A 17,808-nucleotide genomic window follows, 5' to 3' on the forward strand; every position below is an offset into this window, starting at 1 on the left:
CTTAGGTCGGTCACACGTGAGCGCAAGTGTCAGGAATGCGCGGCCGCGAGTGCTCGCCAGCCGATGTCCCGGCGGCAGAAGCCATCGGGCCAGTCGATCCGGTCGACCGCCTGATAGGCCCGGTCACGTGCTTCCTGGAGTGACGCACCCAGCCCGGTCACGTTCAGCACGCGCCCGCCATTGGCGAGCAGGCGTTCGCCGTCGCTTACCGTGCCTGCATGAAAGAGAAGCAGGTCGTCGCCTTCCAGCCCTGCCGTACCGCGGATCTCGGTGCCCTTGCGATAGGGGCCCGGGTATCCCTTGGCTGCCAGCACGACGCTCAAGGCATGCGCATCGAACCAGCGCAGATTCATGTGGCCCAGCTGTCCGTCGATGGCGCCCAGGATGAGTTGGCACAGGTCGGTCATCAGGCGGGGCAGGACGACCTGGCACTCGGGATCGCCGAACCGGACATTGTACTCGATCAGCTTCGGCCCATCTGCGGTCAGCATCAGGCCGGCATAAAGGAAGCCCTTGAAGGGCTGCCCCTCCGCCGCCATGCCTCCTAGCGTCGGGCGGATGATCTCCTGCATCACGCGCTCGACCAACTCCGGCGTCAGGATTGGGGCGGGCGAATAGGCGCCCATCCCGCCGGTGTTCGGCCCGGCATCGCCATCGAACGCGCGCTTGTGGTCCTGGGCGGTGCCGATCTCCAGGGCATGGGTGCCATCGCACAAGGCGAAGAGGGATGCTTCCTCGCCCTGGAGGCATTCTTCGATCACCAGCGTTGCACCCGCCTCGCCGAAGCCACCGCTGAACGCATCGTCGACGGCCGCCAGCGCCTCCTCGATGGTGCCCGCCACCACCACGCCCTTGCCCGCGGCCAAACCATCGGCCTTGACTACGATCGGCGCACCTTCCGCCCGCACATAGGTGCGAGCGTCCTCCTCCTGTCCGCGGGTGAACGTCCGGTAGCGGGCGGTCGGGATACCGTGCCGCGTACAAAAATCCTTGGTGAACGCCTTCGAGCTCTCGAGCCGCGCCGCTGCGGCGGACGGACCGAAGGCACGGACTCCAGCCTCCGAAAGGCGGTCGACCAGGCCAAGGGTCAGCGGCAGCTCAGGCCCGACCACGACCAGCCCGACGCCCTCGTCCAGTGCCAGCCGCAGCAGCCCCTCCACATCGTCGACCGGCACCGGCACGCAGCGGGCCACGTTGGCAATACCGGCATTGCCAGGCGCGCATAGCACCTCGCTGACCAGCGGCGAGGCCGCCAGCGACCAGCAGAGCGCGTGCTCGCGCCCGCCGCTGCCGATGACCAGGGTCTTCATGCAGGATTTCCCCTAGAGCCAGTAGATCAGACGATCAGGATCACGATCGCATGGCCGGCCAACAGCCGGTTTGTTCGCACCGAACGGGGACAGCATTGGCAGCTGTCGGCCAGTGGCCGCAAGATGGCCGTGCGCCGCCGCATGCCTAAGTCAGGCCATACGGATGCCGACTGATCCGGCCGCCAGCCGGCTTGCGGCAATAGCGGTGGCACGAGCATGGATAGTGCTTGTCAGGCCGCGGCACCGACAAGGCGCTCTTCGGGCTGGCCGAGCATGCTCCCACCGTTCGCGTCCGCCGCGTTGCAGGCAGGCCGTTCCGGTTCTATCTGCTGCCCGTCGGAAGGAGTGAAGGACATGGCGGCTTCGAAACTGGCGGTGGGGGTGCTGGGCGCGTCGGGCTACACCGGTGCCGAGCTTTTGCGCCTCTTGGGTCAGCATGACGGGCTTCGTGTCGAGGCGCTGACTGGAGACCGGATGGCGGGCAAGGAGATCGCCGAGGTCTTCCCCCACCTGGCTCCCCAGAAGCTGCCGCGCCTGGTCAAGATCGAGGATGTGGACTTCGCCACCCTGGATATCGTGTTCTGCTGCCTTCCGCACGGGACGACCCAGGAAGTGCTGCGCGACCTTCCACACAACGTGAAGATCGTCGATCTGTCCGCAGATTTCCGCCTCTACGATCCGAAGGCGTATCAGCAGGTCTATGGGCACCCCCATAAGGCGATCGAACTCCAGCGTGAGGCCGTCTACGGCTTGACCGAGCACTACCGCGAGAAGGTGAAGTCCACCCGGCTGGTTGCCAATCCCGGTTGCTACACCACGACTAGCGAGCTGCCGTTGATCCCGCTGCTGGCAGAGGAGTTGATCGAGCGGGACCCGATCGTGATCGACGCCAAGTCGGGCGTGTCCGGTGCCGGCCGGTCGGTGCGGGAGAACCTGCTCTTCACCGAGATCGCCGACAGCTTCGCAGCCTATGGCGTCGGCAATCACCGGCATGCCCCCGAAATCGACCAGTGCCTGGGCGACTTCGCCGGTGGCACCGTCAAGGTCAGCTTCACGCCGCACTTGGTACCCATGGTCCGCGGCATTTTTGCTACGACCTATGTGCGGATGAAGCAGGGCGTGCTGGTCCAAGACCTCCAGGAGCGGCTGGAGGAGGCCTACCAGGACGAGCCGTTTGTCCATGTGCTGCCGATGAGGTCGCTGCCGGCGACCAAGCAGGTGCGTGGCTCCAACCACTGCCTGATCGCCGTGCACCCGGATCGGATCGAGGGGCGCGCCATCCTCCTGTCCGTCAGCGACAACCTGATCAAGGGCGCATCCGGACAAGCGCTCCAGAACATGAACGTGATGGTGGGGCTGCCGGAAACGGCGGGCCTTACCATCGGCCCGCTCTTTCCGTGACCGTCACGTTCGACGATGTCCGTGCAGCACAAGGGCGCATCGCCGGTGCGGTCCTCCGAACGCCCTGTCTGCCCTCCCGCACTCTTTCCGAGATCACCGGCGCGCAGGTCCGCCTGAAGTTCGAGAACTTCCAGTATACCGCCTCGTTCAAGGAACGGGGCGCCCTGAACCGGCTCTTGCAGATCAGCGACGCGGAGAGGCGGCAGGGGGTCATCGCCATGTCGGCGGGCAACCATGCCCAGGGCGTAGCCTATCACGCCAGCCGGCTGGGCATCCCGTCAGTCATCGTGATGCCGGCTTTCACTCCGATCGTGAAGGTCGAGAACACCCGCAAGCTGGGGGCTCGGGTCGAGTTGTTCGGGGCCAGCGTCGAGGAGGCCGGCGGCCATGCGCGGGAGATCGCTGCGCGCGAGGGTCTCCTGTTCGTGCATCCGTTCGACGATGCCGAGGTGATCGCCGGCCAGGGCAGCATCGCCTGTGAGATGCTGGACGAGCATCCCGACCTCGAGGTGCTGGTCGTTCCGATCGGGGGCGGTGGGCTGATTGCCGGCATGGCGACGGCGGCCAAGGTCATCGCGCCAGACATCGAGATCATCGGGGTGGAGGCGGCACTCTATCCCTCGGTCTGGCGTCTGCGGCGCAACCTGCCGATCGAGGCGGGTGGTCCGACGATCGCCGAAGGCATTGCCGTCAAGAACCCCGGTGTCCTCACGTTACCGATCATCGAGAGGTTGGTCGACGACGTTGTCCTGGTCGACGAGGCGGCCCTCGAGACGGCCGTCCTGATGCTGCTGGAGATCGAGAAGACCGTGGTGGAAGGTGCGGGAGCCGCTGGATTGGCGGCTCTTCTTTCCCATGCGGACCGGTTCCGCGGCAGGAGGGTCGGCTTGGTGCTTTGCGGCGGCAACATCGACAGTCGCCTTTTGTCCGCCGTGATCCTGCGGGGCCTCGTCCGCACCGAGCGGCTGGTCCGCTTTCGGGTGAGCCTGCCCGACCGGCCCGGCAGCCTCACCCAGGTGACGGCGCTGATCGCCAAGTGCGGGGGCAATGTCGTGGACGTCGGCCACCAGCGCGCGTTTGCCCGCATCTCGGTAATGCAGACCGATGTCGACGTGACGATCGAGACCCGCAATGCAGCCCACGCCGCGCAGATCCGGAACATGCTGGCGGCGGAGGGCTATGCCGTCCGCAGCCTGGACGAAGCTCCATCATCCGGCGGCTTCTGATCCAGGATAGGATCAAAGTCTTTAACAATCTATCAACTCGTGGTAGAACTCCTCTCCAACCTTCTTGGAGTGGTGCGGTGCGTGTCCTGATCCTGGAACAGACGTCCCGCATCCTTTCAGGCCTGCTGCGCGAGCCGGGCGAACGACTGGACCTGCGCGGCATGGCCAGCTTGGCCGAGGCGATGCTGCTGCGGGAACGGCCGGGATGGCAGCCCGACGCGATCCTGGCGGAACTTACCTTGCCCGATGGCGAGGGAGCGGAGATCGTGGATGCCCTGCAGGCCGCTTTTCCGGGCACACCCTTGCTGTTCATCACGGGCGACTGCGGCCAGCTGCGCCGCCAGCTTCATGCGCTCACCGCTCGTCCGATCGGCGTCCAGCGGCAACTGGCCGACGACCGGCGCGAAATCCTGGGCGAGATTGAGGTGGTTGCGCGCCGTGCTGCCGAGCAGGCCGTGAGCCAAGCCGTCGATCGCCTGATGGCACGTCTGGGTCTGCAGGACGAAGACGGCGTCAAAACCGCCGTCCGCTTAGCCAGGGCCTACGAAAATGCCCGCTCTCAGTTCTGGTCCGCCATCACCTCCGGCCTCGCCGGCGGCTTCCTGATCGCCTTGGGACTGGGCCTGATCGCCTTGATCAAGGGCGGCCGGCTGGCTCCCTGATCGAAAGCGTAACCAGCTACTCCGCCTTCTCGGCATAGGCGCGCGTAGACCGCTTGAAGTGCATCCTCGTTCACTCGCCTAGCATCGCTGATACCACTCCGTGTCAGCCTCCTTTCCCAGACCTTGGTGCAACGGCCTCTGTCGCCGGCCGAAATCGTCCGTCGAAGCGGCCGCAGCGTCCTGACCAGACGTATCGGCGTGTGTATGCTTTTGGCCGCGGACGCGAGGGGTCCGCGGCATCCCAGAGGCATAGCTTGAGCGTTCCACTCGATCTCCTGGCCGCAGCCACGGCAGTACGGGCGAATGCGTTCGTCCCCTACTCGCACTTCGCCGTGGCCGCTGCCTTGCGCACCCGATCCGGGCGGATCCATGCCGGCGTGAACGTCGAGAACGTCGCCTATCCGCAGAGCCAGTGCGCGGAGGCTTCGACAATCGGCATCATGGTCGCTGCGGGAGACCGCGAGATCACGGAGTCGCTGGTGCTGGCTGGCGGAGAACGGCTGATCGCCCCTTGCGGCGGCTGCCGGCAGCGACTGGCGGAGTTCGCGACGGACGACACACCGGTCCACCTCTGCCACCCCGATGGCCGCCACCTCCTGACCAGCATGGGCGAACTTCTGCCGCATGCATTCAGCCCCGGCCATCTCAGCGACGATGCCATTGGCCCTGTTTCGAAGACCGCAGCTGGCCGGGTGCGGCTGCGTCTGCCTGAAGCGGCGCCATCGGTTGCAATCGTTCTGGGGTCCGGCCTGGGAAGCCTTGTCGAGGACCTTGAGGACGCCGATGGCTTCGCCTATGCGGATCTGCCTGGCTTCCCCGTCTCGACCGTGCCGGGTCATGCTGGAAGGCTCGTGATCGGCCGCCTGTCGGGCGTGTCCGTAATGTGCTTCCAGGGGCGCGTGCATCTCTACGAAGGCAAGCCTGCAGCCTCGGTTCTGCCGCTGCTGCAGCTGATCCACGATCTCGGCTGCCGGCGCGTGATCCTGACCAATGCGGCGGGTTCACTGAAGCGCGAAGTGCCTGAGGGCGGGATCAGCCTGATCGCCGACCACATCAATTTCCTGGGCACGAGCCCGCTGGTCGGAGGGCCCAACTTCGTCGGGCTCGCCCAGGTCTACGATGCAGGCCTGCGCGACGTATTCCGGCGAAAGGCGGGCGAACTGGGCATGGCACTGCCTGAAGGGGTCTATCTAGCAACACTCGGACCCCAATTCGAGACACCTGCCGAAATACAGGCATTTCGGGCGCTCGGGGCGGACCTGGTCGGAATGAGCACCGTGCCCGAGGCGATCGCAGCGCGCTACTTGGGTCTCCGCGTTGCAGCACTTTCCGCCGTGACCAACCTCGCCGCCGGCATGGCCGAGCACGAGCTTAGTCATGACCACACCTTGTCTACCGCGAAGGTTGCCGGAGAGAAGCTCCGCCGCCTGATCGTCGGCTCGATCCAGGACATAGCCAGCGCATGATCGACAGAAACACCCAAGACCTCCTGGCCCAGGCTGCCGAGGCGTCGCCAACGCCGGAACTGGCCAGGCGGGCCATCCGGCTCGTGGACCTGACGTCGCTGAGCGGCCAGGAAACCGAGGCCGAGATCGACGCCTTGTGTCACAAGGCGGTCGCGAACCACGTGGCAGCGGTCTGCCTTTACCCCGTCTTTCTGCGGCAAGCGCGCCCGCTCCTGGCAGGCAGCGAAGTGCGCCTCGCGGCGGTTGCGAATTTCCCTGACGGGTCCGACGACATTGCGCGGGCAGCCGACGAGGCAGCGGCAGCAGTGGCCGACGGAGCCGACGAGGTCGACGTCGTGGCCCCTGTCAATGCGATCATGGAAGGTGATGTCGGTATCGTCGGCGAGTTGATCGAGGCCGTGCGCGTGGCGATCGGACCGTCAACGACGTTGAAGCTCATTCTGGAGACGGGGATCCTAGCCGATCCAGACCGGATCACCGCCGCGGCCCGTGCGGGGGTCATGGCCGGCGTCAACTTCCTGAAGACCTCGACGGGCAAGGTGCCGGTCGGTGCCACGCCGGAAGCCGCCGCGGTCCTGATGCAGGTCTGCGAGGATGCTGGCCTTCGGGTGGGCTTCAAGGCGTCAGGCGGGATCCGGACGGCCCGTGATGCCGCCCAATATCTGGCGCTGGGCGATGCCATCATGGGGAAAGACCGGATCACCGCCAGAACCTTCCGCTTCGGCGCGTCCTCCCTCCTGGACGATCTGCTGCGCGTCGCGGGCGGCGGATCCTCCGCGGAAGGCGGCAGCGGCTACTGATGCTCCCTCAGGAAGTCATCCGTGCCAAGCGGGACGGCCTCAGACTTTCCGACGAGGCGATCGACGCCTTTGCTCACGGACTCGTCGACGACAGCTGGAGCGAGGGCCAGATCGCGGCGCTGGCAATGGCGATCCTGTTGCGCGGGATGGACCGCCATGAAACCGCACGGCTGACACGCGCCATGGCCGATTCCGGTGATCGGCTTGTCTGGACTGATCTGCCGGGGCCAGTCGTGGACAAGCACTCGACCGGAGGGATTGGCGACAAGGTCAGCCTGATCCTGGCGCCGATCCTTGCAGCCTGCGGTTGCTTCGTGCCGATGCTGTCGGGCCGTGGTCTGGGCCATACCGGCGGCACGCTGGACAAGCTCGATGCTATCCCAGGCTATCGCAGCGCGGCGGCGCTGGAGCAGGTACGTCGGGCGGTACGGGAGGCGGGTTGCGCCATTGTCGGCCAGACCGGCGAACTGGCACCGGCCGACCGGCGCCTCTATGCGATCCGCGACGTGACCGCGACGGTCGAGAGCATCCCACTCGTCACCGCGTCGATCCTCTCCAAGAAGCTGGCGGCCGGACCGGAATGGCTGGTCATGGACGTGAAGGTCGGCTCCGGTGCCTTCATGACCGACTACGACGCCGCCCGCAGTCTCGCGCAGTCGATCGTCGAGGTCGCGAACGAGGCGGGCCTGCCCACGCGAGCGCTCGTGACCGACATGAATATGTGCCTGGGCCACAGCGCGGGCAATGCGCTGGAGGTCATGGAGGCCGTCGACATCCTGCGGGGCAAGAGAACCGCCGACCGGCTGGTCGAACTCAGTCTGGCATTAGCGACAGAACTCCTGGACATGGCCGGGACCGGCCATGGCAGAGCGACGGCCCTGGCCGCCCTGGAAGGTGGGGCTGCCGCCGAACATTTCGCGCGCATGGTGGCCGCATTGGGAGGACCCACCGACCTGATCGACCGGCCACACGCTCATCTGCCCATCGCGCCGGTTGTGCGACCAGTGAGGGCAGGGGAGCGCGGCCACGTCCAGGCAATGGATGCCCGAGCGCTCGGCATCGCGATCATCCACCTTGGTGGCGGACGACGTCACCCCGGCAGCATGATCCGTCATGATGTCGGCCTGACCGATCTCTGCGAGGTCGGCGCTCCCGTCGAGGCCGATACGCTGCTCGGAGTAGTTCATGCGGGGGACGAGGCGGCTGCGGACAGGGCAGTCGCCGACGTGCGGATGGCCTTCAGCATCGGGCCGGACCGTCCGGTCCGGCAGCCGCTGATCGTCGACCGGCTCGCTTGAGGGACAAAGACGACGCTGTGCGGGACCAGGAAAGTGAATGGGATGCCGACAGGTCATAGCGAAGCCGCCCGGCGCCGCGTATCCAGGCACGCGATGTACGGCAAGGGATTGGGAGTCTTTCTATGAGCGCGGTCCTGTTTGCGCCGTCGTCAGAGCGGATCGCGGCCAGCAACTGGACGGCCTTTGCCGCTGGCTGGCGTGAGCGTGAGCCTGGCCTGCCGGATGAACCGCATGCCTTCTGGCGCCACACGGTGGAGCATGCGCCGGCCTTCTGGCAGGAACTGCGCCGTTTCGCGTCGGTGATCGATGAGGGAGAACCCGAGCCTGCCCTGGTGGGCGACCGCATGCCCGGTGCCGCCTGGTTTCCCAACCTCCGCCTGTCCTTCGCGGAGAACCTGCTGCGGCGCGCCGATGACGGGATCGCCCTGATCGGGCACGATGAACGGGGACGTCGTCGCGACGTGACGTTCGCCGAGTTGAACCGGCAGACCGCGGGACTGGCAACATTCTTCGGCACGGTCGGGGTCGAGGTCGGTGATCGCGTAGCCGGGTTGCTGCCCAACGTTCCGGAGGCGATCATCGGGCTGCTTGCCGCGAATGCACGTGGCGCGTTCTGGTCGTCCTGCTCGCCAGACTTCGGCCTGCAGGGGGTGCTGGATCGGTTCGGGCAGATCGAACCGACCGTGCTCTTGACCGTGGATGGCTACCAGTACGGCGGCAAGCGGTTCGACATCCGCAGCAAGCTGGCGGAGATCGTGGCGGCGCTGCCATCGCTGCGAGCCGTCATCGTGGTTCCGTTCCTGGATGAGGCGCCGGACCTGGCGTCCATTCCCTACGCCGTCTCCTACCATGAGGCGATCCAGGATGGACCTGAGCGGCCGGCGTTCCGCCGGCTTCCGTTCGAGCATCCGCTCCTGGTGCTCTACAGCTCCGGCACCACCGGCAAGCCCAAGGCCATCGTCCATGGCCAGGGCGGCACGCTCTTCCAGCACCTCAAGGAACACCTGCTGCACGGCGACCTGAAGCCCGGTGACCGGCTGTTCTACTTCACCACGACCTCATGGATGATGTGGAACTGGCTGGTGAGCGGGCTTGCCGTTGGTGCCACGCTGGTGCTTTGGGAGGGCTCGCCGTTCCATCCAGATGGGAACGTGCTCTGGCGGATCGCCGCCGAGGAGCGCTTCACTCAGTTCGGGACATCTGCGAAATACATCGACGCTTGCAAGAAGGCCGGTGTGCGCCCGGCAGACTTCGATCTGTCGGCGCTCCGCACGCTGTTCTCGACGGGCTCGCCGCTGCTGCCGGAAAGCTTCACCTGGATCTATCAGGCGGTGAAGCAGGACCTGCAGGTGGCCTCGATCTCGGGCGGCACTGACATCGTGTCCTGCTTCGTGCTGGGATACCCGACGCTGCCGGTGCGCACGGGCGAGATCCAGGGGCCGGGGCTAGGCTTGGCGGTCGACGTGTGGAACGATGATGGCCATCCCGTGCGGGGCGAGAAGGGCGAACTGGTCTGCACGAAGCCGTTCCCCTGCATGCCGGTATCGTTCTGGAACGATCCGGACGGGAGCCGCTACCGAGCCGCCTATTTCGAGCGCTTCCCCGGTGTCTGGCATCATGGCGATTATGCCGAGATCACCGAGAGCGGCGGCTTCGTGATCCATGGCCGGTCCGATGCCGTCCTGAACCCGGGAGGCGTGAGGATCGGGACGGCGGAAATCTACCGGCAGGTCGAGCAGGTCGAGGAAGTGCTGGAGGCTATCTGCGTCGGCCAGGACTGGGAGGGCGACGTGCGGGTGGTGCTGTTCGTCAGGCTCCGGCCTGGGATCGTCCTTGACGAGGAACTGCGGGCGCGGATCAGGAAGCAGGTCCGCGACAACGCCACGCCCCGCCACGTGCCAGCGAAGATCGTCCAGGTGGCCGACATACCGCGCACGATGAGCGGCAAGATCACCGAGATTGCGGTGCGCGACATTATCCACGGCCGGACGGTCAAGAACACCGAGGCGCTTGCCAACCCGCGGGCCCTCGACCTGTACCGCGACCTGGACGAGCTGCGCCGTTGACGGAGGAGCCTCTTCTCCTGACGACCAGGGGCACCTGGATCGAAGCAATGGTCTGGAGCCTGCCAGGCATCGTTCCGTCCATCGCCCTCTGGGCAACTGGACTGGCGTCGGCCACGGAAGCTTTCGTTGGCATGCTCGGCGCCCTGGTAATCGCCGGGCTGCTCGCCTGGTGGCGCCATCGCCAGCTCGTCCCCCTTGTCGCCTGGCTCGAACGGTTGCGGATCGGCAGGAGCGTCACCGGTGCCGTGCCCGACAGCTTCCTGTACCGGCAGCTCCCGCATCCCCTGCTGGCGATCGAGCGGGAAACGCAGAATCTTCGTCGCCAGGTCGCTGCGTCCGACCAGCTGCAGCGTGCCCTGGTGGATGCCATCACGGATCCGGTCCTGGTCGTGGATGGCCGTGGCTATGTCCGCCTGGCCAACCCCGCGGCCGAACGCCACTTCGCCGATAAGCTCACCGACCAGCCGCTCGGCCGCTTCCTGCGGGACCCGGCGATCCTGGCGGCCATCGATTCGGCGATTCGGGCCAACGTGTCGTCGACCGTGAGCTTCAGCCCGCCGCTTGACCGGACCCGTCGCTACACCTGCGGCATCCAGCCGATGCTGACGCGGGAGGGCGATGCGGCCGCAGTCTTGTCCTTGCGGGAAACGTCGGAGCAGGTCGCGATCGAACGGATGCGCTCGGACTTCATCGCGAATGCCAGCCATGAATTGCGGACTCCGCTGACCGCTTTGGCGGGTTTCGTCGAGACATTGAAGGGGCCGGCCAAGAACGATCCGGATGCGCAGGCAATGTTCCTCGATACGATGGATGCCGAGGCGTCCCGGATGACCAGGCTGATCGACGACCTGCTGTCCCTGTCCAAGCTGGAAGCCGACGTGCATCGGCCACCTTCCGAGGATGTCGATCTAGCCGACGTGGTGGCGCTGGCGATCAGCGGGCTGGAACCCCAGCTGCGCAAGAACGCGACGGTCGTGGAAGCGCGGATGGAGGATGGACCGCTGCAAGTACGGGGCGATGCCGACCAGCTCCAGCAGCTGGTAGCGAACCTGATCGACAATGCCTCCAAGTATGGACGGCCCGGTGCGCCCGTGGTGGTGGACGTGGCACGTCTCAGCCCTGCCGGCGACGAGGCAGGTCCCCTGTCCGGCCGTACCGCCATTCGCCTGACCGTGATCGACCAGGGCGATGGGATTGCACCTGAGCATCTGCCGCGCCTGACCGAGCGTTTTTATCGGGTCGACAAGAGCCGATCACGCCGGGCCGGCGGAACCGGTCTCGGCCTCGCAATCTCGAAGCACATCATCAGGCGCCATGGCGGGCATCTGAATGTCGAGAGCGACCTCGGCATTGGCTCGAGGTTCAGCGTGTTCATTCCCGCACGCTGAGCGGGCATCGTCATCGAGTTGTCACCAAGACGCCATAAAAGGGGCACCGCGCTGAGCGATCAGTCGGCGCATCGCACGCCACCTATGGAATCCATCTGATGAAGCATCTGGCCTTTGCCGCGGCCGGCCTGGCCCTGGCCGCCTTCGCCACGGACGCGCAAGCCCGCGACCAGATCCGCATTGTCGGCAGCTCGACTGTGTTTCCGTTCTCCACCGCCGTTGCCGAGAACTTCGGTGCGAAGTCCGGCATGAAGACCCCCGTCGTTGAAAGCACCGGCACGGGCGGTGGCATGAAGCTGTTCTGCAGCGGCGTAGGCGAAAGCTTTCCGGACATCACCAACGCATCCCGCCGGATCAAGTCAACGGAGCTCGAGGCCTGTGCCAAGGCCGGTGTCGCCGAGGTGACCGAGGTCCAGATCGGCTTCGACGGGATCGTTCTCGCTTCCGACAAGTCGGCGGAGGACGTCAATCTGACCATCCCGGAGGTCTTCAAGGCGCTTGCCAAGGAGGTTCCGGTCGACGGGAAGATGGCGCCCAATCCCTACACGATGTGGAACGAGATCAACCCCGATCTGCCTGCCGTCAAGATCGAGGTCCTCGGCCCGCCCCCGACTTCCGGCACGCGTGACGCGTTCGTCGAACTGGTCATGGACCATGGCTGTGCCACCTTCCCCGAGATCGAGGCGCTGGAGAAGGACGCGAAGACCGCAGCCTGCCAGACGATCCGTGAGGATGGCGTGTATGTTGAGGCTGGCGAGAACGACAACCTGATCGTGCAGAAGCTCAAGGCCAATCAGAATGCCGTCGGCATCTTCGGCTACAGCTTCCTCGAGCAGAACATGGACAGCCTGAACGGTCACCCGATCGACGGCAACGAGCCGACGTTCGAGAACATCGCCGACGGCAAGTATCCGATCTCTCGCTCGATCTACTTCTACGTCAAGAACGCCCATGTCGGCGTGGTGCCCGGCATCAAGGAGTTCGTCGAGGAGTTCACGAGCGAAGCCGCCTTCGGCGAGGACGGCTACCTGGTCGACAAGGGGCTGATCCCGCTCCCCGAGGAGAAGCGCGAGGCAGTGCGCAGCAGTGCCATGGCGCTGACCCCCGTCAACCTGGGCTCCTGATCGTTCTTGAACCTAGGCGGCCGCGTGCCGCCTGATCCTTGAAGGCCTCAGGAGCTGCAGTCCGCTCCTGAGGCCTGCATTCATGGTCCGCGATCGGGCGGCTGACACATGTATACTCTGGCGATCATTCTCGTGATGGCAGCGGGCGCATTTATGCTCTCGCGCCAGCGGGCATGGGCACTGGCAGGCGGGCGTTCCAGCGCGCTGCACAGCCGTCCCGGCCATTATGGCTGGTACGCTGCCATGCTCTCGGGCGGCCCGGCGATCCTGGTTGTGCTGCTCTGGTTCCTTGTCTCCTCGTCCATCGTCGGCTCGTTCATCGTGGCCGGGCTGCCGGACACGGTCCGTGACCAGGGGCCGGATGCCGTGCAGTTCTTCATGCAGGATGTGCGCCGCATCGCTGCCGGTCTGTCGCCGACGGGAACGTCGACGCCGGAACTGCTGGACGCGGGCAACAGCTACATGACGGCCATGCTCGCCGGGAACTGGGTGTTCGGGCTGGTCGGCATCATCCTGGCTGGTTGGCTTGGGCTCGTGGCCTACCGGACCGTCCACCCCGACTTCCGCGCGCGCAACAAGGTCGAGCGTTGGCTGGACTATGCCCTGCTGACGGCAGCGGCGATTTCTGTGCTGATCACGGCAGGCATCGTGTTCTCGGTGCTCTTCGAAACGCTGCGCTTCTTCACGATGGTATCGCCGATCGAGTTCTTCTTCGGCCTGAACTGGAGCCCGCAGACGGCGATCCGCGCCGACCAGGTCGGATCGAGCGGAGCGTTCGGTGCTGTCCCGCTGATCGCAGGCACGCTGTTGATCACCGCCATCGCAATGTTCGTCGCCGGTCCCATCGGCATCATGGCGGCGATCTGGCTGTCCCAGTATGCGCCCAAGAACGTGCGCGACGTCGCCAAGCCGCTGATGGAGATCCTCGCGGGCATACCGACCGTGGTCTACGGCTTCTTCGCCGCGCTGACGGTGGCGCCGTTCCTCCGGCGCATCGGCGAGGCGATCGGCCTGAACGTCGCCTCGGAAAGCGCGCTTGCCGCCGGCGTGGTCATGGGGATCATGATCATCCCGTTCGTGTCGTCGCTGTCCGACGACGCCATCAATGCCGTGCCCAAGTCATTGCGGGACGGCTCATTCGGTCTCGGTGCCACGAAGGCGGAAACGATCCAGCGCGTTATCGTGCCGGCGGCGCTGCCAGGTATCATCGCCGGCTTCCTGCTGGCGATCAGCCGGGCGATCGGCGAGACAATGATTGTCGTGATGGCCGCAGGCTTGGCCGCCAACCTCACGGCCAATCCATTTGCCGCGGTAACGACCGTTACGGTGCAGATCGTGACTCTGCTGGTGGGCGATCAGGAGTTCGACAGCGCCAAAACATTGGCTGCATTCGCCCTGGGCCTGTTCCTTTTCGGGATCACCCTCGTCCTCAACATCGTCGCTCTGTACATCCTCCAGCGGTTCCGGGAACGCTATGACTGAGATGGTACCGACCGCGGGCCGGTTCGCTGCGATCACGCAGCGCCCGCCCCGCCCGGCTGCCGACGTGGCGGCTCATATCCGGCGTCGCTACGCCAGAGAGCGTCGATTCAAGATGATCGGGCTGGGCGCGGTGGCCACCGCCGTGGCTCTGCTGTTCATCCTGCTTGCCACTGTGTTGGTGCAGGGGGCGGGTGCGTTCTCGCAGAGCTATGTGACTCTGGACGTCACGCTCGACGCCCAGGAGATCGACCCATCCGGGGACCGGGACCCGGACACCCTCGGCAACGCCAACTATCAGGGTCTGATCAACGACGCTCTCTATGCCCTGTTTCCCGAGGTGACCGATCGCTCCGGCCGGCGGAGCCTGCGGGCGATCCTGAGCAGTGCCAGCGCGCTGCAGCTGCGTCAGATGGTGCTGGACGATCCGTCGCTGATCGGTTCGACGGTGCCGGTGCGGTTTCTGCTCGACGACGAGCGCGACCAGTACGTGAAGGGCCAGGTGGACAAGACCGCGAGCGAAGACAATCGTCGCCTGAAGGACAGTGATATTGCGGCGGTCGACCGGCTCAGCGAGCAGGGACGGATTGACCAGGGCTTCAACTGGTCCTTGTTCACCAATGCGGACAGTCGCGAACCGGAGCAGGCGGGCCTGCGTGCCGCCCTGGTAGGCTCCTTCTGGATGATGCTGATCTGCTTCCTGTTGGCCGTGCCGACTGGCGTGGCGGCAGCGGTCTATCTGGAGGAGTTCGCGCCGAGGTCACGCTGGGTCGATCTCATCGAGGTCAACGTCAACAATCTGGCGGCTGTCCCCTCGATCGTATTCGGGCTCCTGGGGCTGGCGATCTTCCTGAACCTGTTCGGGATTCCGCGCTCGGCTTCGCTGGCGGGAGGCCTGACGCTGTCATTGATGACCCTGCCTGTCATCATCGTGGTGACCCGGGCGGCACTTCGCTCGGTTCCACCTTCGATCCGGGCGGCCGCCCTTGGCGTTGGGGCATCGCCACTGCAGGTGGTCGGGCATCACGTGCTGCCGCTGGCACTTCCCGGGATCATGACCGGCACGATCATCGGGATGGCCCGGGCACTGGGCGAAACGGCCCCGTTGCTCATGATCGGCATGATCGCCTTTATTGCGAACGCACCCAGCGGTCCCCTTGATCCGGCGACGGCCCTGCCCGTGCAGGTCTATCTCTGGTCGGACAGTCCGGAGCGGGCGTTTACGGAGCGGATGGCCGCAGCGATCATCGTCCTGCTGGCCTTCCTGATCGTGATGAACCTGATCGCGGTCCTGCTGCGCAGAAAATTCGAACGGACGTGGTGAGCAACATGGCGACTGCAGTCAAGCTGGACGATCTACCCAAGACCATGGCGGTGCCGCAGGCGGCCACGTCCAAGATGGCCGCCAGGAAGGTCAAGCTCTGGTACGGGGCCAAGCAGGCGCTGTTCGATGTCGATCTGGACATCGCAGCCAACTCGGTCGTCGCCCTGATCGGGCCATCAGGCTGCGGCAAGTCGACCTTCCTGCGCTGCCTGAATCGCATGAACGATACGATCGACGGCTGTCGGATCGAAGGTGACATCCGCCTGGACGGCACCGACATCTACGACCCGAATGTCGACGTGGTGCAGCTGCGTCAGCGGGTGGGCATGGTCTTCCAGAAGCCGAACCCGTTCCCGAAGTCGATCTACGAGAACGTGGCTTATGGACCTCGCATCCATGGGCTCGCATCCAACAAGGCCGAGTTCGACGAGATCGTCGAGACCAGCCTGAAGGGGGCGGGCCTGTGGAACGAGGTCGCCGATCGGCTCCAGCAGCCCGGCAACAGCCTGTCGGGCGGTCAGCAGCAGCGCCTCTGCATCGCCCGTGCCATTGCGGTGGCGCCCGAGGTGATCCTGATGGACGAGCCGTGCTCAGCGCTGGATCCGATCGCGACGGCAAAGATCGAAGAACTGATCGACGAACTGCGTCAGCATTTCACCATCTGCATCGTCACCCACAACATGCAGCAGGCTGCTCGCGTCTCACAGAAGACTGCGTTCTTCCACCTGGGCAAGCTGATCGAGTTTGGTGGCACCGACGAGATCTTCACCAATCCCAAGCAGCAGATGACCCAGGATTACATTACCGGCCGGTTCGGCTGAGCGGAACGGGAACATGGCGATGACGGAAGGCAGTCACATCAAGAAGCATGTCGTCCGCTCGTATGACGAGGATATCGAGCAGATTACACGGTTGATCACCGAGATGGGTGCCATCGTCGAGCAGCAGGTGGCCTTTGCCGCCCAGGCCCTCGCGGATGGAGACGACCGCCTTGCGCGTACGGTGATCGACCGTGACTCCAGGGTCGACGGACTCGAGGAGAAGCTCGACCAGACCGCGATCAAGGTACTGGCGACCCGTCAGCCCATGGCGATCGACCTGCGCATCATCGCCATGGCGCTCAAGATCTCCAACGACCTGGAGCGGATGGGCGATTATGCGGTCAACATCGCCAAGCGCACGATCCGGCTGCAGAGCCATTCACCGATGCGGCCGATCCCGACCATGTCGCTGATGGCCGAGATGTGCCAGGAGATGGTCAAGGACATCCTGGACGCCTACATTACCCGCGACCCTGAAAAGGCTATGGCAGTGTGGCGGCGGGACCAGGAAGTCGATAACGCGCACAACAGCGTGTTTCGCGAGCTCCTGACCTACATGCTGGAAGATCCGCGCAAGATCACCCCGTGCATCGACCTGATCTTCATTGCAAAGAATCTGGAGCGGATCGGGGATCATGCGACCAACATCGCCGAGAAGATCCATTACATGATCCATGGCGACGAGATCAATCGCAGCCGGGACGACTGAGCATGAAGCCGATGATCCTGGTGGTGGAGGACGAGCCACCACTCCAGCAACTGCTGGCCTATAACCTGAAGGCTGCAGGGTTCGACGTCGCCCAGGCCTATGACGGCGAGGAAGCCCTGCAGCTGATCGACGAGCGCCTGCCGGACCTCGTCCTGCTCGACTGGATGCTGCCGGAGATCTCCGGCGTCGAGCTGTGCCGCCGTTTGCGCCGGCGCAGCGATACCGGGCGCGTACCGATCATCATGTTGACGGCCCGTACCGAAGAGCATGATCGCCTGCGTGGCCTGGAGACGGGAGCCGACGACTATGTCACCAAGCCGTTCTCGCCGGCGGAGCTCACCGCCCGGATCCGGGCGGTCCTCCGGCGGGTCCGCCCGGCCTTCTCAGAGCAGGCGCTGACGTTCCACGACCTGCGCATGGACCTGACGGCGCATCGCGTGTTCCGCAACGGCCGGGAGGTGCACCTGTCGCCCACCGAGTTCCGCCTCTTGCGCTACCTCCTGGAGAACCCCGGCCGCGTATTCAACCGCGCGCAACTGCTCGACCGGGTCTGGGGAACGGATCTGGAAATCGAACTTAGGACGGTCGACGCCACCGTGCGCCGCCTTCGCCGCTCCTTGAACCAGAATGGCGAGGCCGACCTCCTGCGCACCGTGCGGGCCGAGGGCTATTCCCTGGACCTGAAGCATGGAGTTCCCTCCGAGGGCATGGCAGAACTCTCCTGACCTGCTGAT

At 65.3% G+C, this 17,808-nt stretch carries 15 protein-coding genes; 14 read left to right on the top strand and 1 reads right to left on the bottom strand.

Annotated elements, in window-relative coordinates; genetic code table 11:
* Window positions 1-29: 29 nt before the first annotated feature.
* On the bottom strand, window positions 30-1,310 hold the full coding sequence (gene purD, locus VHL31_RS04310) for a phosphoribosylamine--glycine ligase (RefSeq protein ID WP_329659975.1): 1,281 nt from the start codon (window positions 1,308-1,310) through the stop codon (window positions 30-32).
* 354 nt (window positions 1,311-1,664) lie between these two features.
* Here purD and argC point away from each other — a divergent pair, with 354 nt between their 5' ends.
* From argC to phoB, 14 genes are all read left to right on the top strand, one after another.
* Window positions 1,665-2,711: an N-acetyl-gamma-glutamyl-phosphate reductase gene (gene argC / locus VHL31_RS04315; protein WP_329659976.1), complete on the top strand. Its 1,047-nt coding sequence runs from the start codon at window positions 1,665-1,667 to the stop codon at window positions 2,709-2,711.
* Window positions 2,708-3,937, top strand: a complete 1,230-nt coding sequence (locus VHL31_RS04320; RefSeq protein ID WP_329659977.1) for a threonine ammonia-lyase — start codon at window positions 2,708-2,710, stop codon at window positions 3,935-3,937. Before argC ends, VHL31_RS04320 begins: the two co-directional genes overlap by 4 nt.
* Before the next feature lie 77 nt (window positions 3,938-4,014).
* Window positions 4,015-4,599, top strand: a complete 585-nt coding sequence (locus VHL31_RS04325) for a hypothetical protein (RefSeq protein WP_329659978.1) — start codon at window positions 4,015-4,017, stop codon at window positions 4,597-4,599.
* 254 nt (window positions 4,600-4,853) lie between these two features.
* A complete protein-coding gene (locus VHL31_RS04330) occupies window positions 4,854-6,065 on the top strand; it encodes a purine-nucleoside phosphorylase (protein WP_329659979.1) in 1,212 nt (403 codons plus the stop codon).
* A complete protein-coding gene (gene deoC / locus VHL31_RS04335) occupies window positions 6,062-6,865 on the top strand; it encodes a deoxyribose-phosphate aldolase (RefSeq protein ID WP_329659980.1) in 804 nt (267 codons plus the stop codon). Before VHL31_RS04330 ends, deoC begins: the two co-directional genes overlap by 4 nt.
* A complete protein-coding gene (gene deoA / locus VHL31_RS04340) occupies window positions 6,865-8,163 on the top strand; it encodes a thymidine phosphorylase (RefSeq protein ID WP_329659981.1) in 1,299 nt (432 codons plus the stop codon). Before deoC ends, deoA begins: the two co-directional genes overlap by 1 nt.
* Window positions 8,164-8,285: 122 nt before the next feature.
* Entirely contained in the window at window positions 8,286-10,229 is a 1,944-nt protein-coding gene (locus tag VHL31_RS04345) for an acetoacetate--CoA ligase (RefSeq protein ID WP_329659982.1), read from the top strand.
* A complete protein-coding gene (locus tag VHL31_RS04350) occupies window positions 10,226-11,617 on the top strand; it encodes a sensor histidine kinase (RefSeq protein WP_329659983.1) in 1,392 nt (463 codons plus the stop codon). The genes VHL31_RS04345 and VHL31_RS04350 overlap by 4 nt, the downstream gene beginning before the upstream one ends.
* Before the next feature lie 95 nt (window positions 11,618-11,712).
* Window positions 11,713-12,741, top strand: coding sequence for a PstS family phosphate ABC transporter substrate-binding protein (locus VHL31_RS04355; protein ID WP_414653634.1), 1,029 nt, complete (start codon window positions 11,713-11,715; stop codon window positions 12,739-12,741).
* 108 nt (window positions 12,742-12,849) lie between these two features.
* Window positions 12,850-14,223: a phosphate ABC transporter permease subunit PstC gene (gene pstC / locus VHL31_RS04360; RefSeq protein ID WP_329659985.1), complete on the top strand. Its 1,374-nt coding sequence runs from the start codon at window positions 12,850-12,852 to the stop codon at window positions 14,221-14,223.
* The gene (pstA, locus tag VHL31_RS04365; protein ID WP_329659986.1) at window positions 14,216-15,544 is read left to right on the top strand and encodes a phosphate ABC transporter permease PstA; all 1,329 of its coding nucleotides are present in this window, start codon (window positions 14,216-14,218) and stop codon (window positions 15,542-15,544) included. Before pstC ends, pstA begins: the two co-directional genes overlap by 8 nt.
* 44 nt (window positions 15,545-15,588) lie before the next feature.
* Entirely contained in the window at window positions 15,589-16,365 is a 777-nt protein-coding gene (gene pstB / locus VHL31_RS04370; protein ID WP_329660006.1) for a phosphate ABC transporter ATP-binding protein PstB, read from the top strand.
* Window positions 16,366-16,384: 19 nt separating this feature from the next.
* Window positions 16,385-17,074: a phosphate signaling complex protein PhoU gene (phoU, locus tag VHL31_RS04375; RefSeq protein ID WP_329659987.1), complete on the top strand. Its 690-nt coding sequence runs from the start codon at window positions 16,385-16,387 to the stop codon at window positions 17,072-17,074.
* A gap of 2 nt (window positions 17,075-17,076) precedes the next feature.
* The gene (phoB, locus tag VHL31_RS04380) at window positions 17,077-17,799 is read left to right on the top strand and encodes a phosphate regulon transcriptional regulator PhoB (RefSeq protein ID WP_329659988.1); all 723 of its coding nucleotides are present in this window, start codon (window positions 17,077-17,079) and stop codon (window positions 17,797-17,799) included.
* The last annotated feature ends 9 nt before the right edge of the window (window positions 17,800-17,808 follow it).

It is taken from the genome of Geminicoccus sp. (assembly GCF_036263595.1).
In the GTDB taxonomy this organism is placed as follows: domain Bacteria; phylum Pseudomonadota; class Alphaproteobacteria; order Geminicoccales; family Geminicoccaceae; genus Geminicoccus.